9 protein-coding genes are annotated in these 15,620 nt (G+C 70.2%); 6 read left to right on the top strand and 3 right to left on the bottom strand.

Features of this window, described 5'->3' with window-relative positions; genetic code table 11:
- Window positions 1-404 precede the first annotated feature (404 nt).
- Window positions 405-3,914, top strand: coding sequence for a DNA-directed RNA polymerase subunit beta (rpoB, locus tag ACU610_RS16685; protein WP_446768815.1), 3,510 nt, complete (start codon window positions 405-407; stop codon window positions 3,912-3,914).
- Between the two features lie 97 nt (window positions 3,915-4,011).
- Window positions 4,012-7,917: a DNA-directed RNA polymerase subunit beta' gene (locus tag ACU610_RS16680; protein ID WP_446768814.1), complete on the top strand. Its 3,906-nt coding sequence runs from the start codon at window positions 4,012-4,014 to the stop codon at window positions 7,915-7,917.
- Between the two features lie 216 nt (window positions 7,918-8,133).
- Here the strand turns inward: ACU610_RS16680 and ACU610_RS16675 are convergent, their stop codons facing one another.
- The 3 genes from ACU610_RS16675 to ACU610_RS16665 all read right to left on the bottom strand — a co-directional run bounded on the left by ACU610_RS16675 (window position 8,134) and on the right by ACU610_RS16665 (window position 10,570).
- The gene (locus ACU610_RS16675; protein WP_446768813.1) at window positions 8,134-9,177 is read right to left on the bottom strand and encodes an LLM class F420-dependent oxidoreductase; all 1,044 of its coding nucleotides are present in this window, start codon (window positions 9,175-9,177) and stop codon (window positions 8,134-8,136) included.
- Between the two features lie 80 nt (window positions 9,178-9,257).
- Window positions 9,258-9,473 carry a hypothetical protein gene (locus ACU610_RS16670; protein ID WP_446768812.1) on the bottom strand — a complete coding sequence of 72 codons (216 nt, stop codon included), beginning with the start codon at window positions 9,471-9,473 and terminating at the stop codon, window positions 9,258-9,260.
- Between the two features lie 125 nt (window positions 9,474-9,598).
- The gene (locus ACU610_RS16665; RefSeq protein ID WP_446768811.1) at window positions 9,599-10,570 is read right to left on the bottom strand and encodes a hypothetical protein; all 972 of its coding nucleotides are present in this window, start codon (window positions 10,568-10,570) and stop codon (window positions 9,599-9,601) included.
- Between the two features lie 542 nt (window positions 10,571-11,112).
- Between ACU610_RS16665 and rpsL the strand changes: the two genes are divergently transcribed.
- The 4 genes from rpsL to tuf all read left to right on the top strand — a co-directional run bounded on the left by rpsL (window position 11,113) and on the right by tuf (window position 15,525).
- The gene (gene rpsL, locus ACU610_RS16660; RefSeq protein ID WP_012950487.1) at window positions 11,113-11,487 is read left to right on the top strand and encodes a 30S ribosomal protein S12; all 375 of its coding nucleotides are present in this window, start codon (window positions 11,113-11,115) and stop codon (window positions 11,485-11,487) included.
- Window position 11,488: 1 nt separating this feature from the next.
- On the top strand, window positions 11,489-11,959 hold the full coding sequence (rpsG, locus tag ACU610_RS16655; RefSeq protein ID WP_091213426.1) for a 30S ribosomal protein S7: 471 nt from the start codon (window positions 11,489-11,491) through the stop codon (window positions 11,957-11,959).
- A 99-nt stretch (window positions 11,960-12,058) separates the two neighbouring features.
- The gene (fusA, locus tag ACU610_RS16650; RefSeq protein WP_446768810.1) at window positions 12,059-14,158 is read left to right on the top strand and encodes an elongation factor G; all 2,100 of its coding nucleotides are present in this window, start codon (window positions 12,059-12,061) and stop codon (window positions 14,156-14,158) included.
- A gap of 173 nt (window positions 14,159-14,331) precedes the next feature.
- Entirely contained in the window at window positions 14,332-15,525 is a 1,194-nt protein-coding gene (gene tuf, locus ACU610_RS16645; protein ID WP_446768809.1) for an elongation factor Tu, read from the top strand.
- Window positions 15,526-15,620: the final 95 nt, after the last annotated feature.

The following is a 15,620-nucleotide window of genomic DNA, read 5'->3' as shown; positions in this document are numbered from 1 at the left end:
CGGAGGCAGCGCAGCTCGCGGGCCGCCGCGGGCTCCGGCGGACCCGGGCCCGCGCGGCGTGGCGGCCCCACAGCCGCCGCGGGACTGGCATCATGGGCGGGCCGTCGACGACGGCCCGACCCGGCCCCGCTGGCCGGCTGCCCTTCCCGGGTGTGGTCCTCCTCGCGTGCGGACCCCCGACGTGGACAGCCGGCGCCAGCGGGGGTAGGGTTCTCTGTTGCGCTGCCCCCTGACTGCCTGCCCGCCGAGACGGGTCGCCTGGGGTGCCCGGGGGGACCGTCCTCCGGACGCCCGTCGACCGTCCGGGCAGGACGAATGCGGACAGCCCCGCCATTACCGACGACGACCCAGGACGAACCAGCACCCACCGCCCGCACGTCGTGAGGTCCTTGGAAGGACGCATCTTGGCAGGCTCTCGCCCCACCAGCATCAACCCTCGCACGACCGACTCCGGGCCCTACGGCCAGCAGTCACAGGCCCCCCAAACCGGCCCCCGCACCGGTGAGGCCGACCAGCAGAAGATCCCGGGCGCGCCGCTGCGCGTCTCGTTCGCCAAGATCTCCGAGCCGCTCGAGGTGCCGGACCTCCTGGCGTTGCAGACCGCCTCGTTCGACTGGCTCATCGGCAGCCCCGAGTGGCGGGCCACCCTCCCCGCGGAGGAGCAGGCCGACGCCGTCGGCGGCCTGGCCGAGATCCTCGAGGAGATCTCCCCGATCGAGGACTTCAGCGGCTCGATGTCGCTGTCCTTCTCCAACCCGCGCTTCGAGGACGTCAAGGCGTCCCTCGAGGAGTGCAAGGACAAGGACATGACCTACGCGGCGCCGCTGTTCGTCACCGCCGAGTTCATGAACAACACCACCGGCGAGATCAAGTCGCAGACGGTGTTCATGGGCGACTTCCCGATCATGACGAACAAGGGCACCTTCGTCATCAACGGGACCGAGCGCGTCGTCGTCTCGCAGCTGGTCCGCTCGCCGGGCGTCTACTTCGACAAGACCCTGGACAAGACCTCCGACAAGGACGTCTTCAGCGCCAAGGTCATCCCCAGCCGTGGTGCGTGGCTGGAGTTCGACGTCGACAAGCGCGACACCGTCGGCGTCCGCATCGACCGCAAGCGCCGGCAGCCGGTCACCGTGCTGCTCAAGGCGCTGGGCTGGACCGAGGAGCGCATCCGCGAGCACTTCCAGTGGTCGCCCACGGTGCTGGCCACCCTGGAGAAGGACCACATCGCCGGCCAGGACGAGGCGCTGCTGGACATCTACCGCAAGCTGCGGCCGGGCGAGCCGCCGACGCGGGAGAGCGCCCAGGCGCTGCTGGAGAACCTGTTCTTCAACGCCAAGCGCTACGACCTGGCCAAGGTCGGCCGCTACAAGGTCAACAAGAAGCTCGGCGTCGACGTCCCCCAGGGCACGCTGACGCTGACCGAGGACGACATCGTCGCCACCATCGAGTACGTGGTGCGCCTGCACGCGGGCGAGTCCGACCACGGCGTCGACGACATCGACCACTTCGGCAACCGGCGGCTGCGCACCGTCGGCGAGCTGATCCAGAACCAGATCCGGGTCGGCCTCTCCCGCATGGAGCGCGTCGTCCGCGAGCGGATGACCACCCAGGACGTCGAGGCGATCACGCCGCAGACCCTGATCAACATCCGGCCGGTCGTCGCCTCCATCAAGGAGTTCTTCGGCACCAGCCAGCTGTCCCAGTTCATGGACCAGACCAACCCCCTCGCGGGCCTGACCCACAAGCGCCGCCTGTCGGCGCTGGGCCCGGGTGGTCTGTCCCGTGAGCGGGCCGGCATGGAGGTCCGCGACGTGCACCCGAGCCACTACGGCCGGATGTGCCCGATCGAGACCCCCGAGGGTCCGAACATCGGCCTGATCGGCTCGCTGTCGGCGTACGGCCGGGTGAACGCCTTCGGCTTCATCGAGACCCCGTACCGCCGCGTCGAGAGCGGCGTGGTCACCGACACGATCGACTACCTGACCGCCGACGAGGAGGACCGCTTCGTCGTCGCCCAGGCCAACTCGCCGCTGGACGCCCAGGGCCGGTTCGCCGAGGACCGCGTCCTGGTCCGCACCAAGGGCGGTGAGGTCGACTACCTGTCGCCCGAGCAGGTCGACTACATGGACGTCTCGCCGCGGCAGATGACCTCGGTCGCGACGGCGATGATCCCGTTCCTCGAGCACGACGACGCCAACCGCGCGCTCATGGGCGCGAACATGCAGCGTCAGGCCGTCCCGCTGCTGCGCAGCGAGGCGCCGCTGGTCGGCACCGGCATGGAGCTGCGTGCCGCCGTCGACGCCGGCGACGTCGTCGTGGCCGAGAAGTCCGGTGTCGTCGAGGACTCCACCGCGGACTACATCACCGTCATGGCCGACGACGGCACCCGGCAGACCTACCGGCTGCTGAAGTTCCGCCGGTCGAACCAGGGCACCTCGATCAACCAGACCCCCGTCGTCGACGAGGGGCAGCGCGTCGAGGCCGGCCAGGTCATCGCCGACGGCCCCTGCACCGACCAGGGTGAGATGGCGCTGGGCAAGAACCTGCTCGTCGCCTTCATGCCGTGGGAGGGCCACAACTACGAGGACGCGATCATCCTGTCGCAGCGCCTCGTGCAGGACGACGTCCTGTCCTCGATCCACATCGAGGAGTTCGAGGTCGACGCGCGTGACACCAAGCTCGGTGCCGAGGAGATCACCCGGGACATCCCGAACGTCTCCGAGGAGGTCCTCGCCGACCTCGACGAGCGCGGCATCATCCGCATCGGCGCCGAGGTCGTCCCCGGCGACATCCTCGTCGGCAAGGTCACGCCCAAGGGCGAGACCGAGCTGACCCCCGAGGAGCGCCTGCTGCGGGCCATCTTCGGCGAGAAGGCCCGCGAGGTCCGCGACACCAGCCTGAAGGTCAAGCACGGGGAGTCTGGCAAGGTCATCGGCGTCCGCGTGTTCTCGCGCGAGGACGGCGACGAGCTGCCCGCCGGCGTCAACGAGCTGATCCGGGTCTACGTCGCCCAGATGCGCAAGATCTCCGACGGTGACAAGCTCGCCGGCCGCCACGGCAACAAGGGCGTCATCGCGAAGATCCTGCCGCAGGAGGACATGCCGTTCCTCGAGGACGGCACCCCGGTGGACATCGTCCTGAACCCGCTGGGCGTCCCGGGCCGGATGAACGTCGGCCAGGTCCTGGAGACCCACCTCGGGTGGGTCGCCAAGTCCGGCTGGCAGGTCGAGGGCACCCCGGAGTGGGCGGCCAACCTGCCGGAGGCCGCGCGGTCGGCCGCGCCGGGCACCCGGACGGCGACGCCGGTGTTCGACGGCGCCCGCGAGGAGGAGATCGTCGGGCTGCTCAGCTCGACGACCCCGAACCGGGACGGGGAGCGCATGGTGGCCCCGACCGGCAAGGCCCGGCTCTTCGACGGCCGCTCCGGCGAGCCGTTCCCCGAGGCGATCTCGGTGGGCTACGTCTACATCCTGAAGCTGCTGCACCTGGTCGACGACAAGATCCACGCCCGGTCGACCGGTCCCTACTCGATGATCACGCAGCAGCCGCTGGGTGGTAAGGCGCAGTTCGGTGGCCAGCGGTTCGGCGAGATGGAGTGCTGGGCGATGCAGGCCTACGGCGCGGCCTACGCGCTGCAGGAGCTGCTCACCATCAAGTCCGACGACATCCTCGGCCGCGTCAAGGTGTACGAGGCGATCGTCAAGGGCGAGAACATCCCCGAGCCGGGCATCCCGGAGTCGTTCAAGGTGTTGCTCAAGGAGCTGCAGTCGCTCTGCCTGAACGTGGAGGTCCTCTCCGGCGACGGCCAGGCGATCGAGCTGCGCGACACCGACGACGAGGTCTTCCGGGCCGCGGAGGAGCTGGGCATCGACCTGTCCCGCCGCGAGCCGTCCAGCGTCGAGGACGTGTGATCGGCCGCCGGCCGGCCCTCTGCGTGACGGGCCGGCCGGCGTCCCCAGCCAAACGACTAGAAGTGCAGTAACGAGCCCCGGGAAAGGGGTCCACTCAGTGCTCGACGTCAACTTCTTCGACGAGCTCCGCATCGGCCTGGCCAGCGGCGACGACATCCGTCAGTGGTCGCACGGTGAGGTGAAGAAGCCCGAGACCATCAACTACCGCACCCTCCGCCCGGAGAAGGACGGTCTCTTCTGCGAGAAGATCTTCGGTCCCACGCGGGACTGGGAGTGCTACTGCGGGAAGTACAAGCGCGTCCGCTTCAAGGGCATCATCTGTGAGCGCTGCGGCGTCGAGGTGACCCGCGCCAAGGTGCGCCGTGAGCGGATGGGCCACATCGAGCTGGCCGCGCCGGTCACCCACATCTGGTTCTTCAAGGGCGTCCCCTCGCGCCTGGGCTACCTGCTCGACCTGGCGCCCAAGGACCTCGAGAAGATCATCTACTTCGCGGCCTACCTGATCACCTCGGTCGACGACGAGGCGCGCCACCGCGACCTCCCGACCATCGAGGCCGAGATCAGCGCGGAGAAGCACAACCTCGAGAGCCGCCGCGACGCCGACGTGGAGGCCCGCCAGCAGAAGCTGGAGGCCGACCTCGCCGAGCTCGAGGCCGAGGGCGCCAAGTCCGACGTCCGCCGCAAGGTGCGTGAGGGCGGCGAGCGCGAGATGCGCCAGCTGCGCGACCGCGCCCAGCGGGAGATCGACCGCCTCGAGGAGGTGCTCGACACCTTCCGCAAGCTCGAGGTCAAGCAGCTCATCGCCGACGAGGGCCTCTACCGCGAGCTGCGCGACCGCTTCGGTGAGTACTTCGAGGGCGGCATGGGTGCCGCGGCGCTGCAGAAGCTGCTCGCCGACTTCGACCTCGACGCCGAGGCCGCCACGCTGCGCGAGACCATCCGCAGCGGCAAGGGCCAGCGCAAGCTGCGGGCCCTCAAGCGGCTCAAGGTCGTCGCGGCGTTCCAGCAGACGCGCAACTCGCCCATGGGCATGGTGCTCGACTGCGTGCCGGTCATCCCGCCGGACCTGCGCCCGATGGTGCAGCTCGACGGTGGCCGCTTCGCCACCAGCGACATGAACGACCTGTACCGCCGGGTCATCAACCGGAACAACCGGCTCAAGCGTCTGCTCGACCTCGGCGCGCCCGAGATCATCGTGAACAACGAGAAGCGGATGCTGCAGGAGTCCGTGGACGCGCTGTTCGACAACGGCCGCCGCGGCCGGCCGGTGACCGGCCCGGGCAACCGCCCGCTGAAGTCGCTGTCCGACCTGCTCAAGGGCAAGCAGGGCCGGTTCCGCCAGAACCTGCTCGGCAAGCGCGTCGACTACTCCGGCCGTTCGGTCATCGTCGTCGGCCCGCAGCTGAAGCTGCACCAGTGCGGCCTGCCCAAGCAGATGGCGCTGGAGCTGTTCAAGCCCTTCGTCATGAAGCGGCTGGTCGACCTCAACCACGCGCAGAACATCAAGTCCGCCAAGCGGATGGTGGAGCGCGCGCGGCCGGTCGTGTGGGACGTGCTCGAGGAGGTCATCACCGAGCACCCGGTGCTGCTGAACCGGGCGCCGACGCTGCACCGCCTGGGCATCCAGGCCTTCGAGCCGCAGCTGGTCGAGGGCAAGGCCATCCAGATCCACCCGCTGGTCTGCACCGCGTTCAACGCGGACTTCGACGGTGACCAGATGGCGGTGCACCTGCCGCTGTCGGCCGAGGCGCAGGCCGAGGCCCGGATCCTGATGCTGTCGTCGAACAACATCCTGTCGCCGGCCGACGGTCGCCCGATCACCGCGCCGACCCAGGACATGGTGCTGGGCCTGTACCACTTGACCACCCTGGTGCCGAGCCGGCACGAGGCCGACGGCGGCACGCCGGCGGCCTACGGCTCCACCGCCGAGGCCATCATGGCCTTCGACAAGGGTGCGCTGGGTCTGCAGGAGCGGGCGCTGATCCGCCTCGACGAGGTGTTCGGCGTCGACAACGGCAAGGTCAACCCCGCGTGGGAGCAGCCCGAGGACTGGACCCCGGGTGCGCCGGCGCTGGTCGAGACCAGCCTGGGGCGGGTGCTGTTCAACGAGGCACTGCCCGAGGACTACCGCTTCGTCAACTACCAGGTGCCGAAGAAGGAGCTCGGGGCGATCGTCAACGACCTCGCCGAGCGCTACCCCAAGGTGCAGGTCGCGGCGACGCTGGACGCCCTCAAGTCGGCCGGCTTCCGCTGGGCCACCCGCTCGGGTGTCACGATCGCCATCGACGACGTCGTCACCCCGCCGGCCAAGCAGGAGATCCTCGACCGGCACGAGAACGAGGCCCGGCAGATCGAGCGCCAGTACGAGCGCGGTGTCATCACCGACGCCGAGCGTCGTGGCGAGCTGATCGAGATTTGGACCCGCGCGCGGGCCGAGGTCAGCCAGGCGATGGTGGACAACTTCCCGACCACCAACCCGGTCTGGGTCATGGTCAACTCGGGCGCCCGAGGCAACATGATGCAGATCAGCCAGATCGCCGGTATGCGCGGTCTGGTGGCGAACCCGAAGGGCGAGATCATCCCGCGGCCGATCAAGGCCAACTTCCGGGAGGGTCTGTCCGTGCTGGAGTACTTCATCTCCACGCACGGTGCCCGCAAGGGTCTGGCCGACACGGCGCTCCGCACCGCGGACTCCGGGTACCTCACCCGCCGGCTGGTGGACGTCTCGCAGGACGTCATCATCCGCGAGGAGGACTGCGGCACCGACCGCGGCGTGGTCATGCCGATCGCGACGGTGGTCGACGGTCAGCTGACCCGGGACCCGCACGTCGAGACCAGCGTCTACGCCCGTGCGCTGGCCGCCGACGTGACGGCCGAGGACGGCACGCTGATCGCCCAGGCCGGCGCCGACCTCGGCGACGTGCTGATCAGCCAGCTGGTCGAGGCCGGCGTCTCGGAGGTCAAGGTCCGCTGCGTCCTGACCTGCGAGTCGCTGCTCGGCACCTGCGCCACCTGCTACGGCCGCTCCCTGGCGACCGGCAAGCTGGTGGACGTCGGCGAGGCGGTCGGCATCATCGCCGCCCAGTCGATCGGTGAGCCCGGCACCCAGCTGACGATGCGCACCTTCCACACCGGTGGTGTCGCGGGTGAGGACATCACCCACGGTCTGCCGCGTGTGGTGGAGCTCTTCGAGGCCCGCGTCCCCAAGGGCAAGGCCCCGATCGCCGAGCTGGCCGGCACCGTCCGCATCGAGGACGGCGAGCAGTTCCGCAAGCTCACGATCACCCCGGACGACGGCTCCGACGAGGTCGTCTACGACAAGCTGTCGCGTCGCTCGCGCCTGCGGGTCGAGGACGGCGGCCACGTCGAGGTCGGCGAGCAGCTCACCGAGGGTGCGGTCGACCCGCACGAGGTGCTGCGGATCATGGGCCCGCGTGAGGTGCAGCTGCACCTGGTCCGGGAGGTCCAGGAGGTCTACCGCAGCCAGGGCGTGTCGATCCACGACAAGCACATCGAGGTGATCATCCGGCAGATGCTGAAGCGGGTGACCATCATCGACTCGGGCGCGACGGAGTTCCTGCCCGGTGCGCTGGTCGAGCGGACGCTGTTCGAGACCGAGAACCGTCGGGTCGTCGCCGAGGGCGGCGAGCCGGCCTCGGCCCGCCCGGTGCTCATGGGCATCACCAAGGCCTCGCTCGCGACCGAGTCGTGGCTGTCGGCCGCCTCCTTCCAGGAGACGACCAAGGTGCTCACCGACGCCGCGATCCAGGGCAAGAGCGACAGCCTGCTCGGCCTCAAGGAGAACGTGATCATCGGCAAGCTGATCCCGGCGGGTACGGGCATCAGCCGCTACCGGAACATCACGGTCGAGCCGACCGAGGAGGCCCGCGCCGCCGTCTACACGATGGCCGGGTACGACGACGGGCAGTACTACAGCCCGGACGTCTTCGGTCAGGGCAGCGGCGAGGCCGTGCGCCTCGAGGAGTACGACTGGCGGGGCTGATCCCCGGTAGTGCACGAGAGGGGCCCGCAGGCGCACCGCCTGCGGGCCCCTCTCGTGTTCGCCACCCGCGGGTGATCAGCTCAGCTGACCATCCGCGGTCCTCGCTCACGACCAGTGCTGAACCAGGACCTGGAACAGTGACTCAGGACGGTGCCGCGGGGATGGCACCACGGCCGGGGATGGCGCCCGCGCCGTCACGTGACGGAACTCGGGTGCTCACCGATCGGCGATCTTGCGCATGGTCTCCACCGTCCGCAGCCGGCCCTCGGGGCTGCCGTCGAGGGGCTGCAGCATCAGCGTGGTGACGCCGGCCTCGCGGAAGGCGGCCACCCGCTCGGCGACGTAGGACTCCGGCCCGACGAGGGAGACCGCCCGCACCAGCTCCTCGGGGACGACGGCGGCCGCCTCGTCCTTCTTGCCGTCGAGGTAGAGGTCCTGGATGGTGCGGGCCTCGTCCTCGTAGCCGTAGCGCCGGGCGAGGTCGTTGTAGAAGTTCTTGCCGCGGGCGCCCATGCCGCCGATGTAGAGGGCCAGCTGGGGGCGCACCTGCTCCAGCATCGGGCCGACGTCGTCCCCGATGGCGACGGAGACGCCGACGACGATCTGCAGGTCGCCCAGGGCCGGGTCCCGCTTGGCCTTCCCCGCGGCCAGCGAGTCGCCCCAGACGGAGCCCGCCTTCTCCGGCATGAAGAAGATCGGCTCCCACGCCTCGGCGATCTCGGCGGCCATCTCGACGTTCTTGGGGCCGAGGGCGGCCAGCATGACCGGGATCCGGTCGCGCACCGGTGTGTTGATGAGCTTCAGCGGCTTGCCCAGGCCGGTGCCCTGATCGGCCGGCAGCGGGATCGTGTACTTGGGGCCCTCGTGCACCAGTCGCTCCCGGCGCCAGACCTGCCGGCAGATCTCCACGACCTCCCGGGTGCGCTGCAGCGGGGCGTCGTAGGGGACGCCGTGCCAGCCCTCGATCACCTGGGGGCCGGAGGCGCCCAGTCCGAGGGTGAAGCGGCCGCCGGACACGAAGTCCAGGCCCGCGGCCGTCATGGCGGTCAGGGCCGGGGTGCGGCTGTAGATGGGGAAGATCCCGCTCATCAGCTCGACGCGCTCGGTCACCGCGGCCAGGTAGCCCAGCTGACTGACGGCGTCGAAGGTGTAGACCTCCGCGACCGTGGCGAGGTCGAGCCCCGCCGACTCGAGCTCGCGGATCTCCGCGGCGGTCTCGCGGAACCCCCCGCTGTAGCTGGCCTGGATGCCGATGCGCACGTCCACTCCTCAGGTCGGCGACGCCACCGTCGGCGCCGCCGCCGACCGTAGCGGGGAGGGCCGGTGCGTCCGGTCCGGCCTCAGAGCGGCCGGACGACCCCGACGACCTCGGTCACCACGCGGACGCCGTCGACGTCCCCGGGCACCCGCTCGGCGGCGTGCGCGTCGGCCAGGTCCACCTTCACGACGTAGCCGCTGTCCCGACGGGCCAACCCGACACCGACGACGCCCGGGTCGGCCGCCAGGCGGTGGCTCAGGGCGCTCTTGGCGGCTCGGGCGGACGCGCGGTCGCTCATGCACCTCATGGTGCCCCTGATCAGGCCGTCGCGACAGTAGGGGACCCCCTGCCCCCGCCATGGGAGGACCCCGCCGTCCTCGCCCCTCGCCGGCTCGGGGCCGTGCCCCGGACGGGGCCGGCAGCTCAGGAGGCGACCCACTGGAGGTCCAGGACCGAGAGCACGGTGGCCAGGGGGTTGGCGAAGGTGACCCCGCCACCGGTGCGCCCACCCGTCTCGCTGCCCGCGAAGAGCAGGCCGAGGGGCGCGCGGTCGGCGCTCCGCCAGATCACCGAGCCGCTGTCGCCGCCGGCGCTGAAGGGGCCCGCGACGCCGTCGATCTCGATCTGGTCGTCGAAGGTGTAGAGGCCCTCGTCGTACTGCACGGCCACGCCGTCGACCTCCACGGCGCTGACCCGCCCGACCGTGTACCCGGTGGTGCGTCCCACCTTCTCCACCTGCTCGTCGGGCTCGACGTCGTCCACCTCGACGGGGTCGGCCCCCAGCGGCCCGCCGGGCAGCCTGCCCGGCTCGACCGGGAGTTCGGCGTCGACGACGGCGACCGCGGCGTCCACCCGGTTCGCCCGGTCGGCGGTGAACCGCTCGAAGGCGGTCAGGGTGGCGACCCGGTCGGTCGTCGGGACACCACCGTCGGCCGGGCCCGGCTGCAGCACCGGGTCACCCACCGCGGCGGCGTCGCCGGCGGCCAGCACGTGGTTGTTGGACAGGATCGCCAGCCGCCCGCCGACCCGGACGAAGCCGCCGAGGGTGCCGGCCGTGACCGCCGGGTGGGCCACGGACAGGCCCGGCGCGAGCGGCCGGGTGCGCCGCCGCAGCTCCTCGGGCGTGGGGGAGGACAGCGACCGGACGGCGCCGATGACGCGGACGTCGATCTCCTCGAGCACCGCGTCGGCCAGGCCGGACACGAGGACGTCGGCGTCCTCCTTCGCCGCCAGCCGGATGGCCAGGTGCGCCTGGTCCCGGCCGACGGGCGCCAGCCCCAGGGCCGGACGCGCCCAGCCCCGCCCGGCGGCGTCCCTGGCCGTCACCCGTCCGCTCCACCGGGCCAGCCGGGCCGACAGGTGGGCCTTCAGCTCGCGGGCGAGGTCGACGTGCACGGGATCCTCCGGTTGCGCTGGGTGGGCGTCCTGGCACCGACCGTAGGGCAGGGGTACGACAGTCCTGCCTGCCCGGGGTGTCGGTCCGGCGACGTGACCCGGGAGCGGGCCGGAACCGTTACAGTCGCGCCACCCCCGGCCCGCGCCGGGTCCGCGGGCCCGGTCCGGGAACACCAGGTCACCGGGCGGCGTTGACCCCCGCGTACCCCGGTGGAGAGGGCTCGACCCCGCCCGCCGAAGCGTGCCGGACCCGACTTTGACCGGTCTCCGGCACGCGGGTATCGTGGTCAGCCGTGCCCAGGGTGTCCTGGGCCTGCTCCCGTTCGCGGTGCGCCTGCCGACAGGTGGTGGCGCCGAGTCGCGGGGGGCGACCGATCCGGTTCGAAGCGCCGGCCGGTCCTGGGGAGGGCGACACGCCCGACCGCGGGGACCGGTGGTGGGTCACGGCCGGAGGCGGGTACGGCCCCGGCAGGACCGGCACCCGGCACGACAGAGCACCGTCCACAGCACGACCCAGCGCAGGTAGGAGATCCAGGCCACCCATGCCCACGATCAACCAGCTGGTCCGCAAGGGCCGCGAGGACAAGGTCGAGAAGACCAAGACCCCGGCGCTGAAGGGCTCCCCTCAGCGTCGTGGCGTGTGCACCCGCGTGTACACGACGACGCCGAAGAAGCCGAACTCGGCGCTGCGCAAGGTCGCTCGCGTCCGCCTCACGAGTGGCATCGAGGTGACCGCCTACATCCCGGGCGTCGGCCACAACCTGCAGGAGCACTCGATGGTGCTCGTGCGCGGCGGTCGCGTGAAGGACCTCCCCGGCGTGCGCTACAAGATCATCCGCGGCTCGCTCGACACCCAGGGTGTCCGCAACCGCAAGCAGGCTCGCAGCCGGTACGGCGCGAAGAAGGAGAAGAGCTGACATGCCGCGCAAGGGCCCCGCACCGCGTCGCCCGCTGGTCGCCGACCCGGTGTACCAGTCGCCGCTGGTGACCCAGCTGGTCAACAAGGTGCTCGTCGACGGCAAGCGCTCGGTCGCCGAGGCGATCGTCTACGGCGCCCTCGAGGGCTGCCGCGCCAAGACCGACACCGACCCGGTGGTCACGCTCAAGCGCGCGCTGGACAACGTCAAGCCGGCCCTCGAGGTCCGCAGCCGCCGCGTCGGTGGTGCGACCTACCAGGTCCCGGTCGAGGTCCGCGCCTCGCGCAGCACCACTCTCGGCCTGCGCTGGCTGATCCAGTACAGCCGCGCCCGTCGCGAGAAGACGATGACCGAGCGCCTGATGAACGAGCTGCTCGACGCGAGCAACGGTCTCGGCGCCGCGGTCAAGCGCCGCGAGGACACCCACAAGATGGCCGAGTCCAACAAGGCCTTCGCGCACTACCGCTGGTAAGTGCCACCCCGGCTGGCTCCGCCAGCCCCCGCGGCCGGCGGGTGAACCGGGCCACCGCCCGGACACCGCACGCGGACCCGATCCAAAGAGGAGAGACAGATGGCCGACAGCCAGGCCACCCTCGCCAGGACCCGCAACATCGGGATCATGGCGCACATCGACGCCGGCAAGACCACGACGACCGAGCGCATCCTCTTCTACACCGGTATCAACTACAAGATCGGTGAGGTCCACGACGGCGCGGCCACGATGGACTGGATGGAGCAGGAGCAGGAGCGCGGCATCACCATCACGTCCGCCGCGACGAAGTGCTCCTGGAACGGCTACGACATCAACATCATCGACACCCCGGGGCACGTCGACTTCACCGTCGAGGTGGAGCGGTCGCTGCGGGTGCTCGACGGTGCCGTCGCGGTCTACGACGGTGTCGCCGGCGTGGAGCCGCAGACCGAGCAGGTGTGGCGGCAGGCCGAGAAGTACGGCGTCCCGCGCATGTGCTTCGTCAACAAGCTCGACCGCACCGGTGCCAACTTCTTCCGCTGCGTCGACATGATGGTCGAGCGGCTCGGCGCCAACCCGCTGGTGCTGCAGCTGCCCATCGGCGCCGAGGCCGACTTCATCGGCGTCGTCGACCTGGTGCAGATGCGGGCACTGACCTGGCGCGGCGAGACCGCCATGGGTGAGGACTACTCGGTCGAGGAGATCCCGGCCGACCTCGCCGACCAGGCCGCCGAGTACCGCGAGAAGCTGCTCGAGAACATCGCCGAGACCGACGACGACCTGATGGAGGCCTACCTCGGCGGCGAGGAGATCTCCGTCGAGCGCCTGAAGGCCGCGATCCGCAAGGCGACCATCGCCGCGCAGGTCAACCCGGTCCTCACCGGCACCGCCTTCAAGAACAAGGGCGTCCAGCCGCTGCTCGACGCGGTCGTCGACTACCTGCCCAGCCCGCTGGACATCGAGGCGATCGTCGGCACCGCGCTGGACGGCGAGACCGAGGTCATCCGGCACGCCGACGAGACCGAGCCGTTCTCGGCGCTGGCCTTCAAGATCCAGACGGACCAGCACCTCGGCAAGCTGACCTACGTCCGCGTGTACTCCGGCAAGCTCTCCTCCGGGTCCCCGGTGCTCAACAGCACCAAGGACCGCAAGGAGCGGATCGGCAAGATCTACCAGATGCACGCCAACAAGCGCGAGGAGCGCGAGGGCGTGGGTGCCGGCCAGATCGTCGCGGTCGTCGGCCTGAAGCAGACCACCACGGGTGACACGCTCTGCGACCCGCAGAACCCGGTCATCCTGGAGTCGATGACCTTCCCGGCGCCCGTCATCTCGGTGGCCATCGAGCCGAAGACCAAGAGCGACCAGGAGAAGCTGGGCACGGCCATCCAGAAGCTGGCCGAGGAGGACCCGACCTTCCAGGTCCGCCTCGACGAGGAGACCGGTCAGACCGTCATCTCCGGCATGGGCGAGCTCCACCTGGAGATCCTCGTCGACCGCATGCGGCGCGAGTTCAAGGTCGAGGCCAACGTCGGCAAGCCGCAGGTCGCCTACCGCGAGACGATCCGCAAGACCGTCGAGAAGTACGACTACACCCACAAGAAGCAGACCGGTGGGTCGGGTCAGTTCGCGAAGGTCCAGGTCACCCTGGCGCCCCTCGAGGTCAGCGGCGACTCGGCGACCTACGAGTTCGAGAACGCCGTGACCGGTGGTCGCATCCCGAAGGAGTACATCCCCTCGGTCGACCAGGGCATCCAGGACGCCATGCAGTACGGCATCCTCGCCGGCTACCCGGTCGTCGGTGTCAAGGCCACCCTGGTGGACGGCCAGTACCACGAGGTCGACTCCTCGGAGATGGCCTTCAAGATCGCCGGCTCGATGGTCTTCAAGGAGGCCGCGCGCAAGGCCAACCCGGCCCTGCTCGAGCCGATGATGGCCGTCGAGGTCGTCACGCCCGAGGACTACATGGGTGACGTCATCGGCGACCTGAACTCCCGGCGCGGGATGATCCAGGCGATGGAGGAGCGCTCCGGCGCCCGCGTCGTCCGGGCCCTGGTCCCGCTCTCGGAGATGTTCGGCTACGTGGGCGACCTGCGCAGCCGCACCCAGGGGCGGGCGAGCTACACCATGGTGTTCGACTCGTACGCCGAGGTCCCGGCCAACGTCGCCAAGGAGATCATCGCTAAGGCGACGGGAGAGTGAGCACCGTAGGGCCGTCCACGGCCCGAGGGGCGCAGCGTTCCCGGAGCCGAGCCATGGGCTTCGCCACGGCGACCGGCGAGTGACCCGCCGGGTGGGGTACGTCCCCGCCCGGCCCCCAGCAAGCCCACCCCAGAGTTCGCGCACGACTGCGAAACCACGAGGAGAGGAACCCAGTGGCCAAGGCCAAGTTCGAGCGGACCAAGCCGCACGTCAACATCGGCACCATCGGGCACATCGACCACGGCAAGACCACGCTGACCGCGGCGATCACCAAGGTGCTGCACGACAAGTACCCGGACCTCAACGAGGCGTCGGCCTTCGACCAGATCGACAAGGCGCCCGAGGAGAAGGCCCGCGGCATCACGATCTCGATCGCCCACGTCGAGTACCAGACGGAGAACCGTCACTACGCGCACGTCGACTGCCCCGGGCACGCCGACTACATCAAGAACATGATCACCGGTGCGGCGCAGATGGACGGCGCCATCCTGGTGGTCGCCGCCACCGACGGCCCGATGCCGCAGACCAAGGAGCACGTCCTCCTGGCCCGCCAGGTCGGCGTCCCCTACATCGTCGTGGCGCTCAACAAGGCCGACATGGTCGACGACGAGGAGATCCTCGAGCTCGTCGAGCTGGAGGTCCGCGAGCTGCTGTCCGAGTACGAGTTCCCGGGCGACGACGTCCCCGTGGTCCGCGTCTCGGCGCTCAAGGCCCTCGAGGGCGACGCCGAGTGGGGCGACAAGCTCATGGAGCTCATGAACGCGGTCGACACCGCGATCCCCGAGCCGCAGCGTGAGATCGACAAGCCGTTCCTCATGCCGGTCGAAGACGTCTTCACCATCACCGGTCGCGGCACCGTCGTGACCGGTCGCGTGGAGCGCGGCATCGTCAAGGTCTCCGAGGAGGTCGAGATCGTCGGCATCCGCCCGAACTCCACCAAGACCACCGTCACCGGCGTCGAGATGTTCCGCAAGCTGCTCGACCAGGGCCAGGCCGGTGACAACGTCGGTCTGCTGCTCCGCGGCATCAAGCGCGAGGACGTCGAGCGCGGTCAGGTCGTCGTGAAGCCGGGTTCGATCACCCCGCACACCAACTTCGAGGGCTCGGTCTACATCCTCTCGAAGGACGAGGGTGGTCGTCACACGCCCTTCTTCAACAACTACCGTCCGCAGTTCTACTTCCGGACCACGGACGTCACGGGCGTCGTGACCCTGCCGGCCGGCACCGAGATGGTCATGCCGGGCGACAACACCGAGATGACGGTCGAGCTCATCCAGCCGATCGCCATGGAGGAGGGCCTGCGGTTCGCCATCCGTGAGGGTGGCCGTACCGTCGGCGCCGGTCGCGTCACCAAGATCCTCAAGTAACACCCCTGACGGGCGGCGGCACACCCCTGTGCCGCCGCCCGTCCTCGGGTGGCCGCGCCGTGTGGGCACGGCCACCCATCCCGCTGGGGCCAGAC

This window comes from Geodermatophilus sp. URMC 61 (assembly GCF_052931555.1).
The sequence above is the reverse complement of the archived record's forward strand: the minus strand, read 5'-3'. Positions and strand labels throughout refer to the sequence as shown.